The sequence below is a fragment of the Fibrella forsythiae genome, from assembly GCF_017353175.1.
In the GTDB taxonomy this organism is placed as follows: domain Bacteria; phylum Bacteroidota; class Bacteroidia; order Cytophagales; family Spirosomataceae; genus Fibrella; species Fibrella forsythiae.
In genome coordinates, this window is record NZ_JAFMYW010000009.1 from 292,748 (window position 1) to 312,504 (window position 19,757).

Genomic DNA, 19,757 nt, shown 5'->3' on the forward strand with positions numbered 1-19,757 from the left:
ATTGGCATTTTTTCATTTGTGATGAGCGGAAAGAGGGTTTGCCCATTCGTTATCCGCTTTTTCTGTATTTTTAAGGCTGTATTTCATGAACAAACCTATCTCTATGCGACACACAATTGGGTCGGTGCTGGCTATAGCCCTGGCTCTGCTGATTGGCGAACGAGCCATCGCCCAAACGGCTCCGTCAAATTTCAGTGCCAACGATAAATTCGAGCAGCTTGGACCCGTGCTGCCCACGCCGAACACTTTCCGTACGGCTGCCGGGTCGCCGGGCAAAGATTACTTCCAGAACCGGGCCGATTACGACATTAAAGTCACCCTCGACGATGCGCAACAGAAGATCATCGGTACAGAAACGGTAACGTATTTCAACAACTCGACCGACGAACTGCGCTACATCTGGCTCCAACTCGACCAGAACCTGTTTGCCAAAGGATCAACCAGCAGCATCACCCGCACGGGCGGTGTACCTGAAGCCGGCATGACCTTTGCCCAATTACAGAACCTGACCTCGGTGCGGGAACGCAGCCAGCAGCAGGCCAGCGATAAATACGGCTATAAGATCACGAAAGTGACAACCAAAGCAGGTCAGACGCTGCCGTACACCATCAACCAGACGATGATGCGGATCGACCTGCCAACGCCATTGAAGCCAGGTACGTCCTTTGCGTTTAACGTCGACTGGAATTACTTCGTCACCGAATACTACGGTCGGAGTGGTCTGGAGAAATTCAAAGACGGCAACAGTAATTACTTCATCGCCCACTGGTTTCCACGCCTTTGCGCCTACAACGATGTGAACGGCTGGCAGCACAAGCAGTTTCTGGGAACAGGTGAGTTCACACTGATCTTCGGTAACTACAAAGTGGCCATCACCGTACCAAGCGACCACGTGGTTGGCTCAACCGGTGAATGTCTGAACTACAAGCAGGTACTGTCGGCTACGCAGCAGCAACGTCTGGCTAAGGCCGCTACCAGCAAGTCGCCAGTGGTGATTGTGACGCAGGCTGAGGCTGAAGAAGCGCTGAAAGCGAAACCCGAAGACGTGAAAACCACCAAAACGTGGGTCTACAAAGCGGATAACGTTCGTGACTTTGCCTTCGCCAGCAGCCGCCGGTTCATCTGGGACGCTATGCAGACCGACGTGTACGGTGATGGTAAGAAAATCTGGAGCATGTCATTCTACGCAAAAGAAGGCAACCCACTGTGGGGTCAGTACTCAACCCGCGTTGTTGAGCACACGCTGAAATCGTATGGCAATCGCACCATCAGGTATCCGTATCCGGTAGCGATCTCGTGCCACGCCACCGCTGGCGGTGGTATGGAATATCCGATGATCTCGTTCAACGGTGGTCGCCCGGAAGCCGATGGCACCTATTCTGAGCAAACCAAGGCCGGTATGATCGGCGTAATCATTCACGAAGTGGGCCACAACTTCTTCCCCATGATCGTGAACTCCGACGAACGCCAGTGGACCTGGATGGATGAAGGCCTGAACACGTTCTGCCAGTATCTGGCCGAAAAAGAATGGGACTACAACTTCCCAAGCCGCCGGGGTGAGCCTCAGTACATTGTCGATTACATGAAGGCTGATAAATCGGTCCTGTCACCGATCATGACGTCATCAGATAACGTGATCAACCTGGGCGCTAATGCCTACGCCAAGCCAGCAACGGCCCTGAACATCCTCCGCGAAACCGTGATGGGCCGCGAACTGTTCGACTATGCGTTCAAGGAATACGCGCGCCGTTGGGCGTTCAAATCGCCTGAGCCTGCCGATTTCTTCCGCACCTTGGAAGACGCCTCGGGCGTTGACCTCGACTGGTTCTGGAAAGGCTGGTTCTTCGGTGTCGATGCCGTTGATCAGGATCTGGTTGAAGTAGACTGGTATCAGCCCAGCTCGCAAAACCCGGAGGTGGTAAAAGCCGAAGCGAAAGAAGCGTACAACCGTCGGATGAACACCGTGGCCAAACAGCGCGACGCCGCTACGCAGAAAGAAACTGTAGTAGCACAGGATACCACGATGATGGATTTCTACAACCGCTACGATCAGTTTGCCGTAACCGACGCCGACAAGAAGAAGTATCAGGACTACCTGGCCACGTTGACGCCCGATGAGCGCGCCGTGCTGGAATCGAAGCAAAACTTCTACACGCTGACGTTGAAAAACAAGGGTGGTATTCCGATGCCGGTCATCATCCGCATGCAATTTGAAGACGGCACCGACTCGGTAGCCCGCCTTCCAGCCGAAATCTGGCGCTACAACACTAACCAGATCGCCAAAGTATTTGCCACAAATAAAAAGGTAACGCAATGGACGCTCGACCCGTATCAGGAGATTGCTGATATCGACACGGAGAACAATTCGTTCCCGCGGGTGTCGAAGCCAACACGTCTGCAATTGTTCAAGCAGCGCCCCGGCGGTTTCGGCCCACAAGGTCAAAACCCAATGCAGCAGCAACGCCAAACCGGTGGTACGCCTCCTGCTCAGCAAGGCACCGGGCCACGCCGGTAGATAGATTCTCTTTACAAAAAAAGTCCCCCGGCTGCTCGTCAGGGGACTTTTTTTATGCTTGAGAAGGTGTTTTAAAGCTTCGGTTTTCGCTGCCTTGAGGCTTTTTGTCATCCCGCAACGGCGGACCGCTCCTGTCGTCGGGATGACAAGAAAGAGCGCTGCTTACTCAAATAATGAATGTAATCGACTGCTGGTAGAAACTATCTATTCAGAAAATAATCTCGAAATAGGGCCAGTTCATCCTGTTCGTGGGCAACGTACCTGGCAAATATCTTGTCGCCAACCTGGTGCTTCAAGGCCGAGATTCCCACGTCGATTAGGCGTAAACCGCGATCGGTAAGAAGGATATTATCGAAGGCCAGACCGTCGAGACCGGAGGGCCGTTTTAAGTCGCGGTGTACAAAACCGTTGGCATGCAGTTGCGCCAGTTCGTCGGCGAACACATCGAACCATAGCTCCCGACGTTCGACTTCATGAGCGCGATAATCGATCGGATAGATGCGCTCCATGACCAGCATTTCGGCCTCCAGCGTGTCGTTGTAATCGAGGCGGCTGAACCGGACTATCAGTTCGTTGATGGCATTGGCAAATCGCATTTTCTCCGCTTCTGAACCGATGTCTGAGCGGGTATCACCCGAAAATAATTTGGCTACTTCTGTTTCTGACAGCGCAATGACCGTGTTATTGGCACCTGATGAAAGCCGTCGGGGATATTTCATAAATAAGGAGGCTGAATATAGGATACCAGTTGCTAAATAGTCGGTTCGTATATAGTAATTTTAACAGCGCATGCTTATGCGTGACCCTGTAAATATATCTCTTTAAATGCATCAACATCTATCAACTGTCCTGCGCGGCATGCTGCTGCTGGGACTAGCTGTGCCCGCCCTGGCGCAAAACCGGCGACCAGACGCACCCACCTCTACGTCGGTCATATCGGCAACTACAACACCTAATACTGGATCACCTACTGCGGCTGGCCCGCCTCGTGTTGCCATCAAACCGTACCGTGAAGTAATCACTCGTGCTGCCAAAACCAGCAAAGGACTGTTTACGTCGCATCAGATCGACGACAAATATTATTTCGAGATTGCCGATTCACTGCTGGGCCGCGAGTTTATGGCTATTACCCGGATTGCCAAGGCACCAACCGGTGCCGGTTACGGTGGCGAACTGGCCAACCGTCAGGTGCTGCGCTGGGAGCGTGGCCCGGATCGTCGATTACTGTTGCGGGTGGTGAGTTACATCAACGTTGGCATGGCCGGTGGTGATACATTGCCTATTTCGCAGGCCGTGCGCAACTCAAACGTGGAGCCGATTGCTGCTGCATTCGACGTTCGGGCAATCCGGAAAGATTCATCGACGGTGATCGACGTAACGGATTTTTTCCGGAACGATAACCAGGTTGTTTCGTTAACCCCCGCCACTAAAGCCCGTTATCGGATTTTGGCTGCCGCGGCTGATCGGTCATTCATCCAGACCATCAAGTCATATCCCATCAACACGGAAGTGCGGGTAACGAAGACGTTCAACGTGAACACCACGCCAACGCCGCCATCGCCAATTCCAACGCCACAGCAAACCGTGACGCTGCCAGGAGGTAATGATGCCGGGGCCGTTACGATGGAGATCAACACGTCGATGATCCTGCTGCCGAAAGAGCCCATGCGCAAACGCCTGTTCGACAGCCGCGTTGGCTTCTTCGCCAACAATTACACTGTATATGATGACAACTCACAGCGGACAGAAGACGAAACGTTTGCCGTTCGGTGGCGTCTGGAAGCCAAAAATGATGCCGATGCCGAGCGTCAGAAAAAAGGTGAATTGATTGAGCCAAAGAAACAGATCGTATACTACATCGATCCGGCAACACCGACCAAATGGCGTCCATTCCTGAAAGCGGGTGTGGCCGACTGGCAGAAAGCGTTTGAAAAAGCAGGCTGGAAAAACGCTATTATTGCCAAAGACTGGAACCGCACTGATACCACGTTGAGCCTCGAAGATGCCCGTTACTCGGTGATTCGCTACTTCGCCTCCGACATTGAGAATGCCTACGGACCAAACGTGAATGATCCTCGTTCGGGCGAGATCATCGAAAGCCACATTGGTTGGTACCACAACGTAATGAACCTGCTGCGTAAATGGTACGTGGTGCAAGGCGCTGCCGTAGATGTCCGTGCCCGCAAGCCCAAGTTCGATGATGAGTTGATGGGCCAACTGGTTCGTTTCGTGTCGAGCCACGAAGTAGGCCACACGCTGGGTCTGCGCCACAACTTCGGTTCAAGCCACGCTACACCCGTTGAGAAACTACGCGACAAAGCGTTCATCGCGCAGAATGGCCATACCGCTTCGATCATGGACTACGCCCGTTTCAATTACGTAGCCCAGCCTGAAGATGGCATCACCGACCTGTTCCCGCGCATTGGCACGTACGATATCTGGGCGATCGAGTGGGGCTATAAACCTGTGTATGATACCAAAGACGCTACGGCCGACAAACTGGTGCTAAATACTTGGGTGAAGAGTCACGAGAAAGATCCACGCTACTGGTTCGGTACGGAGATCAACCCAATGGATCCCCGTTCGCAGAGCGAAGATTTGGGCGATAACGCGATGAAAGCCAGCGAGTATGGTATCAAAAACCTGAAGCGCATTATGCCAAACCTGACCGAATGGACGAAAGAAGAAGCTGAAGATTATGACAAGCTGCGTGAAATGTACGGTGAAGTAGTTGGTCAGTTCCGCCGGTATATGGGTCACGTGACCAAATACGTAGGGGGTATCTACGAAACGCCACGTACCTACGACCAGACGGGCATGACGGTTTATGAACCAACGCCTAAAGCGTTGCAGAAAGAAGCCATGGCTTTCCTGAACACGCAATTATTCCAGACCCCAACCTGGATTCTCGATCCGAAAATCATGCCGCTGGTACGCGCCGATCAGGGCATCGATTACATCCGTACGCTTCAGGAAACCACGCTGAATAGCCTGACTGACGTTGGCCGGTTGTCGCGCCTGATCGAAACAGGTTCAGGTTCACTAGCTAAGTCGGGCACGCCGACCTACACGCTGATCGAATTCATGGGCGATTTACAGAACGGTATTTTTAGTGAACTCGCCTCAGGAAAAGCGGTAGATATCTACCGTCGGAACCTGCAGAAGGCATATGCGGAAAAGCTGATTGCCGTGCTTAATACACCTGCATCAGCTGGTGCGGGGGCAGCTCCTTTTGCGGGTGCGGGCTTCCGATTTAACCCCGGCCCGGTTACAGATATCCGTAAGTCAGATATCATGTCAGTCGTTCGTGGTCAGCTGGTTAGCCTGCAGCGGAGCATTGCTGCGGCTGTGCCTCGCCAAACCGACACGATGAGCAAATACCACCTGGCCGACATTCAGGCACGGATTCAAAATGCGCTGGATCCGAAGAAAGGGTAGAAGGTAGTTGATTGATGATAATGGCGCTGCCGGGTAAAATTTAGCCTTGGCAGCGCCATTATTCATTGTACATTGTCGAGTATTCGTTACTTTTGCATCTCCATTCGGGATGTAGCGCAGTCCGGTAGCGTGCTTGCATGGGGTGCAAGAGGTCGTGGGTTCGAATCCCGCCTTCCCGACTTAGTAATCAGGGAGTTACAGAGATGTAGCTCCCTTTTTTATTTCCGGTTTAAACATAGTTAAAACAACTAGTTGAACCTGACTTCCCTTTGCTGATATCTCAAGAGTTAACTGGGTTTCCTAATTAACTGCTGTCTGGATTACAGATGGCTGGACAAATCTATACAATTATTCCGTTTTCTAACTGGTAGATAGTGGTCGGTAGGAGGGGACTAGATCAGCCAGATTGAACCTGATCAACCTGACTTCTCATCGGTAGGTAAGACAAAAAGAAGCCCGTACATTGATTCTGTACGGGCTTTCTGTTTTTAGCTTAAACTGGCTCGAGACGGCTTACAATCTGTCGGAAACTGTCAAGGGCTGATTCCAGATTCTCGACAATATCCAGAGCTAGCAAATCTGGGTTGGGTAGGTTATCCATGTCTCCCAGTGAATCATCCTTTAGCCAGAAGATATCCAGACTGGTTTTATCCCGGGCTATAATTTCGTCATAGCTGAATTTACGGAACCGATCTGTCTCTACCCGGTTCTGCCGGTTATCCGGGCTGTAACTGTCAACAAAGTCCTGGAGATGATCTAGCCGGAGGGGGTTAGTTTTCAGGGTATGCTTTACATTGGTCCGGTAATCGTATATCCAGACCTCTTTAGTCCACGGGTTTTTACTGGCTGGCTTGTTGTCGAAGAACAGAACGTTGGCCTTTACTCCCTGAGCGTAGAAGATACCCGTCGGTAACCGGAGAATAGTATGTAGGTCGGTACTCTGTAGTAAACGTTTCCTGACAGTTTCCCCGGCTCCTCCTTCAAACAAAACGTTATCAGGTAAGACAACCGCAGCTTTACCGTCTACCTTAAGCAGAGCCCGGATATGCTGGAGGAAATTGAGCTGTTTGTTAGAGGTGGTAGCCCAGAAGTCCTGTCGCTGGTAAGTAAGGGCCTCTCGTTCCTGATCCCCGTCCTCATTAGTTACCGTAATACTGCTCTTCTTACCGAATGGGGGATTAGCTAGTACATAGTCAAACCGCTTGGCTGGTTGGCTGATCAGGCTGTCGTTCCGTTCAACGGGGGGCTCACTATTTAGATCACCGATGTTGTGAAGAAACAGGTTCATCAAACAGAGCCGGGTAGTATTAGGGACGATCTCCCAGCCCCGGAATGTTTCGTACTTCAGAAATTTAAGCTGTTCCCGGTCTAGCTCCTTTTTAGCCAGGTAATCATAAGCAGCCAGAAAGAAGCCCCCGGTTCCACAGCTTGGATCTGCTATGGTTTTCATAGGCTCAGGCTGCATACAGTCAACCATAGCCCGAATAAGCGGCCGGGGAGTAAAGTACTGACCAGCTCCGGATTTAGTATCCTCCGCGTTCTTCTCTAACAGACCCTCGTAGATATCCCCTTTCACATCGGTATCCAGTCCGATCCAGGTTTCTTCATTGATCAGCCTGACCAGTTTCAGTAGCTTGGCCGGGTCCTGAATCTTGTTCTGAGCCTTGAAAAAGATCTGACCGATCATTCCCTGCTCTTTACCCAGTTGAGACAGGATATGAACGTAATGGACTTCCAATTCAGCCCCATTCTTGTTGGTCAATGTCTCCCAGTTGTATTCCTGAGGAATATGGGTATCTCGAAAATAAGGGGGTTTACTGTATTCATCGGCCATTTTCAGGAACAGCAGGTAGGTTAACTGTTCCAGGTAATCTCCGTAACCCATACCATCATCCCGGAGGGTATTACAGAAATTCCAGACTTTTTGAATTAGGCCGTTTGTACTCATGAGTTAGTTGGCAGGTTGAAGGCTGCTGTTAGTTGAGGTAAAAGAGTGTCTACTATGGCTTGTTGTGACTCACCGGTTAGGGTGAGGTCGACAGCCCGTATGTGAATTGGCTGGTTAGCCAGTAAAGCTGAGGTAACGGTAAATTCCTGTACTGACCTTGAAGCTTCATAATGGGCAAGCGGATACAACAAAAGTACATCCCGGGAGTTTTGTCTGAGCCCGTAACTCACCATCTGATACAGGTCTGTCTGGCTGATTCCGGCTTTATTATCGGCCGACTCATACTTCCTGACTTTGTACTTGGTATCTACCACCGTGACCGCTTTGTTGGCTTTATCGGTTAACAGGATGTCATTCTTGATCTTGAATACCTTGTTTCCGGTCGGATGTGTAGCAGCCAGGTAATTGACAGCCTGAGAAGTTACGGTAAATCGGTTTCCCAGATGAGTTTTGACAATTCCGGTAATGAAATCTTCGTAGATCAGATCCATCGGGACCAGAAAACAGAAATGTCGTTGTTGATCATCTTTCCGGTTTGAGTACTGATCGGTCAAGAAAAACCGACACATATCTAGACAGTGGTCATACTCCTGAAAGAACCGGCTAACCAGTACCGTGTCGCAATCCTGAGCGGTACAAGGAAGGTCATCTACCTCATCCAGTAGAAATACAATCTTATCAAGGTCCCGGTGTGTATCTTTCTGCTGACACAGGTGAGTCAACCGACGGGCTACAAACTTGATAATCTGATTTAGCCGGTTGTTGAACAGGAATGGTTCATAGTCACAAACCAGCTGGTGCCAGTTTCCTTGGCTCAGACTATTATTTACGTAAGCTTGGGTATTTAACCGGCCACGTAGGTATGGCATGGTATCGGTTATTTCCTCGTACTTATGGTAAGGAGATGTAGAAACCAACTGATAAGCAAACCGGGCAAAGTACCTGATTAGAGCTTCCGGGAAGTTACTGATAAACTCTGAACCGGTCAGGAGATCAGCAAAGGGGAAGCGGACTCGTTGGCTATAATCCATCCACCACAGTAAATGCCGGAAAGCCAGATCAGCTTGATCTTTATCGAACAGTTTAGGGATAATCTGAATGGTCAGTCCCTCATACTGAATAAAACCAACGTACTTACCAGCTTTTAAGCTAGGCTGTCCGCTAACAGGATCGTAGACAAACTCTAAAAAGGGCTGCTTGACGGAAAGTGGGGTTTCTGGGTCTTCATCATAGAATAGTGATCTGGTCTCCCAAACGGTATCCAGATACTGATTTAAGCCAGCTATCTGGTCTTTGGTTAGCTCTAAACCAAGTCTCAGATGGTGTTCAACCAGGTTAATTGGATTATTCCACATAGCTGACCTTCAGTTCATCGGTAATCGGATCAGCTATGGCTTTAACCCCGGCCTTATCCAGTACCTTGATTACGGTCTGAACCTTACCGTTGAAATACTCCATCAGTAAGGGAGTAACCCGGTTGTCGAATACCTCTGGAAGTTGAGACCCATCTTTACCCATGAAGTAAGCGTGGCCAATCAGGAAATCGGCAGGTTTGTGTTCATCTCGGATAGCCTGATTCAGCTTTTTTAGAACTTCCTTAGCCTTGCTCTCCAGTAGCTCGGGGTCTGGTTTGGTGTAGATAAACTCAAACCGTCTTCGAAGGGCAATATCCAGCAAGGCTAAGGACTTATCGGCCGTATTCATAGTACCAATTAGGTATAGATTAGGAGGGAGAGCAAACGACTCTCCAGACGATAGAGTTACCGTAAGTTCATTCTCCGCTCCTAACCGTTTATCATCTTCCAACAGGGTAATTAGCTCCCCAAAAACCCGAGACATATTAGCCCGGTTTATTTCATCAATTATGAGAACAAAACTTTTAAGGACATTAGGAGTAACTAGCTTTACTTCAGCTTCTTTCCGTAATAGATCAGCTATAGGATTGTAGTAAGTCCTCTGATTATTGTATTGCTCAGCAGTTCCTTCATAAGATTTTTTTAAACTAGATAAAGACAAATCGTAAGCCGCTCCAGTAGACCGTCGATACATTAATTTTTGTTTGTCCTTATCCCAAGTAATATACAATGGATAGCCAGCTTTGGTCTCCAATTCTATTTCTCCTACCTGGACTTTAACTGTTAGTTCCTCTATTACTTCTTCAAAAGATTTTATTTGGATATTCCCTCCTACGAGGCTTCCTCTGAAATTAGTCTCTGATCGTTTACTGATTTTGTAGAAAATACCTTCACGTTTTTCGAATCTTAATCCTGCTGTGTCAGTATCAACGTCTGGTTTTATACCGACCACAAAGTCTTCGTAAGAGTAGTTTTGGTGAAAAGTAACAAACTCTATTTGACCTTCCTTTCTGAGCTGGTCGTACCTGACTTTTTTTTGTTTATGATTCGAATTACTTGGCCCATCTATAATATCAATAGCTAAATCAATTGTTCCGAAGGTCTTACCAGTGCCCGGTGGTCCATAAAGAATAATGTTTTTAGAGTAAGTACTTATATATGAGGTCATAGGGTTATACTCTGGAATCTTGTGTAAACTGGACTGAGCTTTCTTGGATTGACTTTCTTGATAAGCTTCTTCTGAAATTACGTAAAATGGCCTTTTGTCACGTTTTCGAATATCACTCATAAGATTCTGGTAGTCATCGTAGGAATGTATTAAATAGTTACTCTGTATGGATCTATGTTCTAGCCACTCTTTTGTTATAGAGTTAATTGGAAAGAAGGATTCTGGATATTGAGAAAACAAACCTTCTGTAAGCTTTGACCGGTAAATTTTTTTGATGGATAGTACCTGATTAAACAGCTCTTCAGAAAGGTTGTTCTGTTCAACTAATGTATACAGATTTTTTAGCTTGTCAATGTCATCTGGCTCCCTCTCATAAGAATAACCAAACATCCAGATCCACTGGTTTTTGTCTGTGTATAAACCTGAAAAATCAGTTGGGACTGGGCTAGCAAGTGACAACTGTTCCTTCAACTGACTGAATAAGTCTGATCGTTTATTATCTGGACAGATACGGATGAAGGACAGTAATGTGTAAGGATCAATAACTGTCAAGTCCATTGAATTCCCGTTAGCATCTTTATCCGTAAGTCCAGAAAGCTCTTCTACCTTTAGTACTTCCTTTGTAAGGCTAATTAATTCTTCTGTATTATAATGGAGAAGCTTTGAGCATAACTCACGATAGAAAGGAATCCATGTGAAACCAGCTTTGTCATTACTTATCTTATCCATCTGGGCTATAACTTGAATGGATTCCTCCAAGTCCTCTTTAGGGATGTGAAATTGATTGGTAACACCAGCCTCCAAGAATACTCGATCTATAATGGGTTTATGTTGCTCAAGGTAAGATTGTAGATTTACTTTCCAGTCAGGATCTGAGTAGTATAATTCATACCGTTTATTGCCTCTCTCTTTGAAAAGGTTTGGTCCAATCTGTTGAATAACGGTTTCATGGATGACTTCTTGTTCTTTTAATTTAAGATCACTGTATATAATGGTTAAGTGAGAATTTTTGAGTTTGTCGTTAATAGAGTCGTAGCCTATTTCAAAACATATACTTCGAATCTTACTGCTATAATTTATGGGACTGTATAGGCCAATACTGATGTAGTTATCGTTACCTGTAAAAAGATATTTGTTTCGAAGTCTCCCTTTTTTTACTCCGTTGTTCTGACGTAGAGAATAGGTAAGATTAGTTTCAGGATGCTGAGTACGGTAGACCTCCAAGTAATCAAAGATTGCCCGGTGGTAATCAGTTATAGCCATGTATAATTAGTCAAGGTATGAGTTTGATTTAAAACAGGGTCAATGAAATGGCTTTATCTCAGTAACTAGAGACAGTTTGTTCAGAAGCCTAACCCAGTGTTGTAATAGAGTGATAGTTACATAATCAAGGTCTAAAACAGGTATTACACAATTTGTACCCTTGGTTTAAATATGGATCCAGGTCATCACCTATACCTTCAGGACCACTGTTAGGAATAACTTTTATAAAGGCAGGACTAATATGTTGCCTAAGGTCTATACTTAGATCTGAAGCAACTTCTGTCACCGATAGTAAATCCCACTGTTCAGCTTTAGCGGTCTTAAGTGTATTAAATGACTCTACTTTAACAGGGTCCTGAGTTATCTCTTGAGGTATTTGATAATCACGATAATCTGCCCACAACCTTGGACAGCCGTACTCAAGGTGTATACTTCTGTAACGAGATAATGGTCCCCGCCCTTCAAAATTACTCTTTGTAATGTAAGCCATATCCGAGTGTTACAGGATTTGTCATATGTAACCATCCTGCCAAACGTCTATTGATAACAGTTTCTACTTCTTCCGGGTGTTCACGAAGGTATGTTTCCATGTAATCAAAGATTAGCCAGTGTTAATCGGTGATAGCCATGTAGATTAGGTAAGGTATGGATTAGAACAGTGTCAACTGATCGGCTTTGCCTCCGTAATTTGAGAGGTCCGGTTCAGCAACCTTAGCTACTTCCGATTGGAGGGATGGGTACATTGTTGATGGGACTAGTTTTCCCTCGAAAGCTTGTTTTAAAATACTCTGCCGGAGATTCTCGGCTCTGACTAATTCCTGCCGGATAGTGGTTTCCATAGCCTCCGCTTCCGATAACCGGGCTTCTATTTCTGAAACTATTTGTTTCTGGAAATGTAGATCAGGTAAAGGGAAATCTAAGGATTTAAGGATGCCTTGATTTAGGAAGTCTCTTGTACTGCCTTTACACTGATCTTTAACTGAATTAAGAACAGATCGACATCCCAGAAAAAGGTAACAAAAGTATTGTGGATCAACTACGTTTTTGTTTAGCGAGAGTTTTATAAGGTTTGTCGAGATGATACTACCTTCCATTTTGGGTGGGACAATACAGATCTCTCCAACCGTCCCTGAACGTGAAATAATTAAGTCTCCCTCTGAAACCGTGTATGAAGATAATTCTGCTGCTTTATCAGCAGTAATGAATATTTTGTTTCTATCCCAAAACTTCCCCCTACCTATATTTTCGATTCCTAAGACTGGTACACCTTCTGCTCTGTGATCAGATTTGCTCAAAGCCATTCCAAACGGTCCCGTCTTTATGCTATTTCTACCAAGTTGTAACAGCCCATCTAACTGAATTGTGGGCCAATTTTTGTTGCTCAACTGATTCTGTAGTACAGCCTGTCGGTATGTTTTTAGCCGGTATAGGGCCGTTTTTAGCTCGTTTACCCCGGCGTCTAACTCGGAAAATAACTCTTCAATCCGGGCTACTATCTGGTATTGGACTGGGAGGGGAGGGACAGGAATTAAGTACTCTTCTAGAAACGATTTTGGTACCCGTCTCAAGCCAACAGCTCCGGTCATACTTCCTTCTGCCTCATGGCGGAACCGTCGTTGTACTAGAAAATAAAAGAGGTATTTGTTGTCTAGGTCTTGTTGACAACGGAAAACGTGAAACTCTGTTGAGCCAAATCCTATCTTATTCTTTAGACCACTTACTACTGCAATCTTCCCGTTTTCCATACAGGGAGTCACTTTAGCAAAGATGATGTCTTCATCCTGAAAGGCTGTAAATCCCTTTTTGACCTCACCGTATTGGCGGGTTTCAGCAAGATTAAACCGGCCAGTCACCTCTTCAACCATTCTCATTGGTAAGAAGGAAACTTGTAATTCAGTCGGAATATCTTTCCTGCTCAGCTTCGGATTTATAGTGACGCTTTTACCTAGTTTCTTCCAGATCCAACCTTCCGGTAATTGTACTTCAGACATGATTTTTAGTAGTAACGGATAGGCAATATACGAAGCTGGGTGGGTAGTAGCCGATAAAACGGATCAACTGTATTATCTGAAGCTATGTTGGCCAGGTACGTGTTGTTATCTGGCCTTACTATTATCTCAGGTTTGAGGAGGTTTAACGGCTGATAATACCTACCGTCAAGGATCCAAAGATTACACATAAGAAGAGACTTCCTTATTAGATGAAAGACTCCAGTTCCGGCATTTCATCATAAGTCCGACCATTAAGAATCCGGCCTGTTTTTTTCTTGTTAGTTCCTCCCCACTGTTTGAAAAAGAAAGCTACTCCTGCTTGTTCACACTGGTCCTGGATGTCTAATACCCAGTCAGGGTCCATTGGACGGGGTTTACGGCCACTTTCTCCACCTACTATGACCCAGTCCATTCCAGTCAGGTTGAGACCGTTCAGGGGGCCTATTAATGGTTCCAGAGAAAGGAATTTTACCCGGGCTCCCGTTTGCCGTAACAAGTCAATCCGCTCTGTAACCCGGTCATCTTCTACAGATACGCCCATCCAGATATTGTGAGTCCACTTAAGCTGGGTATGGTACTTCAAAAGAACGTCAGCCCGTTTAGTCAATACCTGAAAAACGTGTTGTGGGTTGTCATTCATGACAGCAAAAACCTTCTGTATGAATTCCAAGGGTACGTCCTTGTGGAACAGATCACTCATGGAGTTGACAAACACCACCTTTGATTTTTTCCAAGTATAGGGTATTGCTAGCTGGTCTTCATGGGTAGCAATACGGAAGCCCTTTTGATACTTAGGAACTCCCATAGCCTTCAACCGCCGGGACATAATCTCAGCGTAACAGAACTTACAGCCAGCTGTAACCTTGGTACAACCTGTTGTCGGGTTCCAGGTCATTTCAGTCCATTCAATACTAGATTGAGCCATATGGTTAATGCTTCAGATTGTACTTCAAAACAATGTCATTAGCTATTTTAACAGCCGTTGTATTATTAGAAGCCAGATACAGGTGATACATGGTTGAATTAGTACTGTTCCGCATCTCATAGGGGTTTGATACGTGTTTAAATACAGTTAACAGCCGTTCCGAGTATAACCTGCTGATTTCATCCAGAGCCTTTTTATTTTTACTTAAGGTAGTAGTGGTATTACCAAACAAGTCCGTTTCGACAGTTTCCCGGTATAGATTTTTATAGATTAGGTCCTTTGAGACTCCGAAGAAGCTTTCCAACTTATTAGCCCATGAGTCCGGTATTTGGCCGTTTCGAGTAAGTAACCGGTTTGCTCCTATACCGGTTGGAGCCAGGATCCACATGTCAACACCCAAACCACGTAGAGCTTCGATGGATGACCACTGGACGTTCATCCCGAATGGATCTATGAAGGCTAGTACCTTGTAATTACGGCCGCCCTCTCCCCGTTTACCGGTCAGGAAAGCAGCTAGGTCTAGGATTTTCTGGTTACAATCCTCTTCGACAACGTATACACCTCCTTCCCGTATCTTTTCAATACTAGCCCGTAAAAGTAAAGCCTTCTGTGTCTCCAGTTCGACAAAGTAACACATGTCAAACGGTTTTGGCTCTTTAATAGAAGCTATTGTCCGGGCAGCTCCTTCAAACAGTCCAATGGTGTTATCGTCAAATACACTGGGATTCATCTTACCTTTTACTTGGAATTCTCCGGTACCCGCAAAGCCATCAAAGTACATCAGTTTCCAATACGGATATTCCTTCATGATCTGGAGATAAGCCTTAGCGTATTCCTCAATAATACGAACCTTCTGAAAGGTCCAGCTTCCTCCAAAATGGTTGCTCATTTGCTTCTAAGCAGCTAAAGATTCATTTAACTCCTCAATTAACGGGAAAGTCCGGTCTCCAAACAGGCTCCAGAGCCTACCTAGTCCACCCTTGTCCACAAAGGGAGAATAGTCAAAGTCATCTTTGGTAACCTGAATAGACCGGGCTATAGTATCCTTCATCATCCGGAGCCACTCCATCTGCTCCTCCGTAAACTTCAGAGAACCTGCCTGTTGCCGGAATACCCAGTTCTGAAAATTCCGGTTTACGGTTTGGTCGTAAGCGGTTAACTCCGGGTCGATCTCCAGTACTCGTCTGATCAGCGAAACCAGAGCTACCAGCTCGTTCTTGGGCTGATTACCGTTTACCTTACCCAGAACCTCATAGGCTTTCCAGACAGCAAAGGGAGCCAGATTTGGGCGGTCTGTTTTCAGTTTTTCTACTACCTGCTGTATCATCTGGTAGGTGATCTCCCTACGTCTGTTAGGCTGGTTGTAGAAGATCTGTAAGGCCGTTATCTGGTCCCTGTTTTCTTCCAGGTACGTCTTGAAGTCAGCTACAATAGTTCCGGCTTTTTCAGCCATTGAAGCATCCCAACCGGCTGAAAGAACGGTATCCAGGTTAACACCATCTATGACCTGATCGTGGTTCCTACGGATCGACTCAAGTAGATTCCGATAGTTGGGATCATCGAACACACGGGTAGCCTGCTGGATCAATTCATTCCTGATGTCTTCCAGAGTTCCCGGTGTGGGGATTTCTCCGTTGTTTTTCTGAAACTGCTTAGCCAGGTCATCAAGCTTATCGGGACTATATGTATCGAGCAACTCATTGACTACCCGATTGATGGTTTTCCCTCCAGCTGCTGTGGCTAACTGGTTTCGTTCGACTGGAGTAAGCTGTTTTTCTAGTCTGGTTAGCCGGTTAGCCAAGGAGGTTAACGTGTCTTCTGAATTATCTCCACCAACGGCTACATTCCATAATAGATCTTTCAGTGAAACCCCGGGTTTACGCTCCAGCGGTCGACTATCTGTTTTCAGGGATTTACTGACTCCCACAGCATCGACCAATACAAAATGGGTCTTGTTACCCACGGCTGAAGGAGTTACCAGCTTTAGGTCATCTTCCAGCATAGTACGGGTTCCCCGGCCCTTCATCTGTTCGAAGTAAGACCGAGACTTTACATCCCTCATGAATAACAGACATTCCAGTGCTTTAACGTCCGTTCCAGTAGCAATCATGTCGACCGTTACAGCTATCCGGGGGTAATAGGCAGTACGGAACTGCTGGAGAACCTCCGAGGGCTTGTCTCCCCCGTCTTTACCTACACTGTATGTGACTTTCCGACAGAACTCATTCCGTTCGCCAAACTCCTCCCGAACCGTTCTAATAATGTCATCCGCGTGGAAATCACTTTTGGCGAAGATCAGAGTCTTAGGTATTTCTTTCCGGTGGGGGAAGATCTCAGGTAGCTTGTCCCGAAAGGTTCGAATAACGGTCCTGATCTGATCTGGATTAACGACATCCCGGTCAAGGGCTGATCCCCGGTAGACTGTCTCCTCATCCACCTGTTCCCACCGTTTTCGGCGGGTCTGCCGTTCCCGTTTATCTACCCATTCCCCGGCTTTTATAGTAGCTCCGTTTTTGGTTATCTCTGTCTCAATGGAATAGACGTCAAAGGGTACATTGACTCCATCGGCTACAGCTCGTTCGTATGTATACTCGCTAACCACGTTCCGATTGAAGAAACCGAATGTTCGGCTATCTGGAGTAGCAGTTAAGCCAACTAGAAACGAGTCAAAGTAGTCCAGTACCTGTTTCCATTCGTTGTATATGGAGCGGTGGGCCTCGTCAATAATAATGAAGTCAAAGGTTTCAATGGGTACTCGGTAATTGTAAACGACCTCTCGGGAAAAAGAAGAGGTCTGTCGTTCATTGGGGGATTCTTCCTCGGCTGACTCGTCAATTTCCTCGCCCCGTAGAATAGAGTACATCCGTTGAATAGTACTGATACATACTTGAGCCGAGGAATCTACAAAAGAAGACCGGAGCCGTTGGACGTTATACAGTTCCGTGAACTTCCGCGGATCATCATTAGGGCTGAACGCCTGGAACTCCTGTTCAGCCTGTTCCCCAAGGTTTCGAGTATCAACCAGAAATAGTATCCGGGTTGCTCTGGCAAACTTCAACAGCCGGTAAGCGGTCGTGATAGCCGTGAAGGTCTTACCCGATCCAGTGGCCATCTGTACTAAAGCTCGGGGTTGGTTCTTACCGAATGATTTCTCCAGGTTAGTAATGGCTGATACCTGACAATCCCTGAGGTTGCGGATATCCAATACCGGAAACTGCTGAAGTCTATGCCTGAGCGAAGTACCTTGTCTAATCCATTCCCTGACCGTTTCTGGGCGGTGAAACGTGAAGACTTCCCTGGCTCTAGGAGCAGGGTCTAAGTTGTCCGTAAAATGGGTTTCAGCCCCAGTAGACTCATAGATAAACCGTAGTGGCTGGTGGTCTTTCTGCCACTTCAGTTTACTGACGGCGTAGCGGCTAGACTGCTCTTCAACTGGACTTAGAATTGTACCCTCCGCTTTGGCTTCAATGACCCCAACTGGTTTTCGGTCAATAAATAAGAGGTAGTCTGCCGGACCGGAATCCGTGGGGTATTCACGAACTACCACTCCCTGACCAGCTGAGAAATTCAGGGTCTTTATATCCTGGATAATCCATCCCGAATCAACCAACATCCGGTCTATCAGTTGACGAGCTAGGTTTTCGGGGGTCATAGATGAAACAGCGGTCATTAAAGCCGTAATGTACAATAACTCTTAAAGAATTACATTGCCGGGAGGGAGGTTCCGTTAATTAACCAGGATGTTCATTGTTACTGGGTAGATGTAGAATCTCTGGTTTAGCGGGTTTAACGAGATCTGGATACAGGTAGGGAAATAATAGAGTGAAAGGTACCTGTAGTAACAGTAATAAAGCCTGTCTCAGCAATGTGTAGAAACAGAGAAACCCCACACTATGAACTAGGTGAGGGAAGAGTACCAAGCTGGTAATGGTTAGTACGGGGTATTTACACTAAAACTTTCTACAGATAGGGACCCCTTGATAGTAGAGCAGAAAGGAGCAGGAGAAACCAGATATTTGGCAGGAGTTCTTCGTCTCTTTATCTGCTTATGACCCAGACTAACACGATCAGTAACCCCGTTAAACCATACCCGCCCAGAGACTGTACAATACTGATACCGCCCCTTACGTTCTACAGGAAGAGATTCGTAGTTATCCTCTATAAACCGATTCTGCTGAGCTATGTAGTATACATCCCAGCCTGAGTCATCATACAGGTTTCCTACTGTTATCTTGTTAGTTCTGTAAAACACGGACACACTTTGGAAAAGCTGATCTTCTGGTAGTTTGTCCACATTTGTACGAAGGGTCTTCTCTACTAGAGCTCGGTAGTTATGGACGGTCTTTTTTGTTCTACCGATATCCTTGACCGGGAACGAACACGAAACAGGGAACTCGCCAATTGTAGTTATCGGAGGTTTCGTTCTGTGTTTATTGGGTCTACTATATCCGTGTGGATTACTTAGAGCTTCTTGGTCGATCTGCCTGGCCGCTTCTTTTCTGGCTACATAGTTGGTAGTGATTTCCCAGGTTCTGACTCTCTTGTTCAGAACCTCTTCAGATAGAAAAGCCCTAAAAGTTGCTATGTTCTTCCAACTGAGATTACTCAGGGTAACATTATCAACCTCGAAATACTCTTGGTACTTGCTGACTTTACCGTCTTTGTCGTAGACTACCGGACTAACTTTATAAAGTGAGACAAGCCGGTACTTGTTAAGCCCCAGTTTAACGTACCAACCTTGTTTAACGCCTTTATTCAAGTACTCCTTGAGTGAGCGGAAACTTAAAGAAAACCGAGAAGCCAACTCCTTGGTAACGTGAATTTCCCCCCCGCCACCACCCATTTCCACCAGTGTAGCCCTAATCTGAAGGTAAACCAAAGACTGGGTACACACTATATCCCCTTTAACTGCTGCCTGAGCAAACATAACGGGAACAGACTGGTACGATATGAGTGAAGTAGAAGACATAAAAAAACCGTCATAAACAAGATAGGGCTTGTTCTGACGGTTAAAGGGAGTTTAGCCCCAATTCGTGTACTGCTTTCACTCCATAAATTCTGAAAAACGGAGGGATAAGGCCCTATTACTTATCGCAGATTGTACTATAAATATACAAAAATTTACTGTGATTGTCAAGAGAAAAAAGAGAAGTA

General features: G+C 46.6%; 12 protein-coding genes and 1 tRNA gene. 3 read left to right on the forward strand and 10 right to left on the reverse strand.

Annotation, left to right across the window (positions count from 1 at the left end; genetic code table 11):
- Positions 1–103: 103 nt before the first annotated feature.
- Complete coding sequence (locus J2I46_RS25730) at positions 104–2,515, forward strand: M1 family aminopeptidase (RefSeq protein WP_207331957.1); 2,412 nt, start codon at positions 104–106, stop codon at positions 2,513–2,515.
- A gap of 200 nt (positions 2,516–2,715) precedes the next feature.
- On the opposite strand, the gene J2I46_RS25735 is transcribed toward J2I46_RS25730, so the two are convergent.
- Positions 2,716–3,234: a hypothetical protein gene (locus tag J2I46_RS25735; protein WP_207331958.1), complete on the reverse strand. Its 519-nt coding sequence runs from the start codon at positions 3,232–3,234 to the stop codon at positions 2,716–2,718.
- Between the two features lie 106 nt (positions 3,235–3,340).
- Between J2I46_RS25735 and J2I46_RS25740 the strand changes: the two genes are divergently transcribed.
- Positions 3,341–5,953 (forward strand): zinc-dependent metalloprotease, encoded by a 2,613-nt coding sequence (locus J2I46_RS25740; protein WP_207331959.1) that lies wholly within the window; start codon positions 3,341–3,343, stop codon positions 5,951–5,953.
- A 105-nt stretch (positions 5,954–6,058) separates the two neighbouring features.
- Positions 6,059–6,132: transfer RNA gene (locus J2I46_RS25745), tRNA-Pro, on the forward strand.
- A 314-nt stretch (positions 6,133–6,446) separates the two neighbouring features.
- On the opposite strand, the gene J2I46_RS25750 is transcribed toward J2I46_RS25745, so the two are convergent.
- From J2I46_RS25750 to J2I46_RS25790, 9 genes are all read right to left on the reverse strand, one after another.
- Positions 6,447–7,901 carry a class I SAM-dependent DNA methyltransferase gene (locus tag J2I46_RS25750; protein ID WP_207331960.1) on the reverse strand — a complete coding sequence of 485 codons (1,455 nt, stop codon included), beginning with the start codon at positions 7,899–7,901 and terminating at the stop codon, positions 6,447–6,449.
- Entirely contained in the window at positions 7,898–9,256 is a 1,359-nt protein-coding gene (locus J2I46_RS25755) for an McrC family protein (RefSeq protein ID WP_207331961.1), read from the reverse strand. Before J2I46_RS25755 ends, J2I46_RS25750 begins: the two co-directional genes overlap by 4 nt.
- Positions 9,246–11,687, reverse strand: a complete 2,442-nt coding sequence (locus J2I46_RS32950; protein ID WP_229379950.1) for an McrB family protein — start codon at positions 11,685–11,687, stop codon at positions 9,246–9,248. The genes J2I46_RS25755 and J2I46_RS32950 overlap by 11 nt, the downstream gene beginning before the upstream one ends.
- A 124-nt stretch (positions 11,688–11,811) precedes the next feature.
- A complete protein-coding gene (locus J2I46_RS25765) occupies positions 11,812–12,177 on the reverse strand; it encodes a hypothetical protein (RefSeq protein ID WP_207331962.1) in 366 nt (121 codons plus the stop codon).
- 160 nt (positions 12,178–12,337) lie between these two features.
- Positions 12,338–13,678, reverse strand: coding sequence for a restriction endonuclease subunit S (locus tag J2I46_RS25770; protein WP_207331963.1), 1,341 nt, complete (start codon positions 13,676–13,678; stop codon positions 12,338–12,340).
- A 205-nt stretch (positions 13,679–13,883) separates the two neighbouring features.
- Positions 13,884–14,603, reverse strand: a complete 720-nt coding sequence (locus tag J2I46_RS25775; protein ID WP_207331964.1) for a DUF5131 family protein — start codon at positions 14,601–14,603, stop codon at positions 13,884–13,886.
- Positions 14,604–14,607: 4 nt separating this feature from the next.
- Positions 14,608–15,492: a three-Cys-motif partner protein TcmP gene (tcmP, locus tag J2I46_RS25780; RefSeq protein ID WP_207331965.1), complete on the reverse strand. Its 885-nt coding sequence runs from the start codon at positions 15,490–15,492 to the stop codon at positions 14,608–14,610.
- Positions 15,493–15,498: 6 nt separating this feature from the next.
- Positions 15,499–18,255 (reverse strand): type I restriction endonuclease subunit R, encoded by a 2,757-nt coding sequence (locus J2I46_RS25785; RefSeq protein WP_229379951.1) that lies wholly within the window; start codon positions 18,253–18,255, stop codon positions 15,499–15,501.
- A gap of 279 nt (positions 18,256–18,534) precedes the next feature.
- Positions 18,535–19,530, reverse strand: a complete 996-nt coding sequence (locus J2I46_RS25790; RefSeq protein ID WP_207331967.1) for a hypothetical protein — start codon at positions 19,528–19,530, stop codon at positions 18,535–18,537.
- Positions 19,531–19,757: the final 227 nt, after the last annotated feature.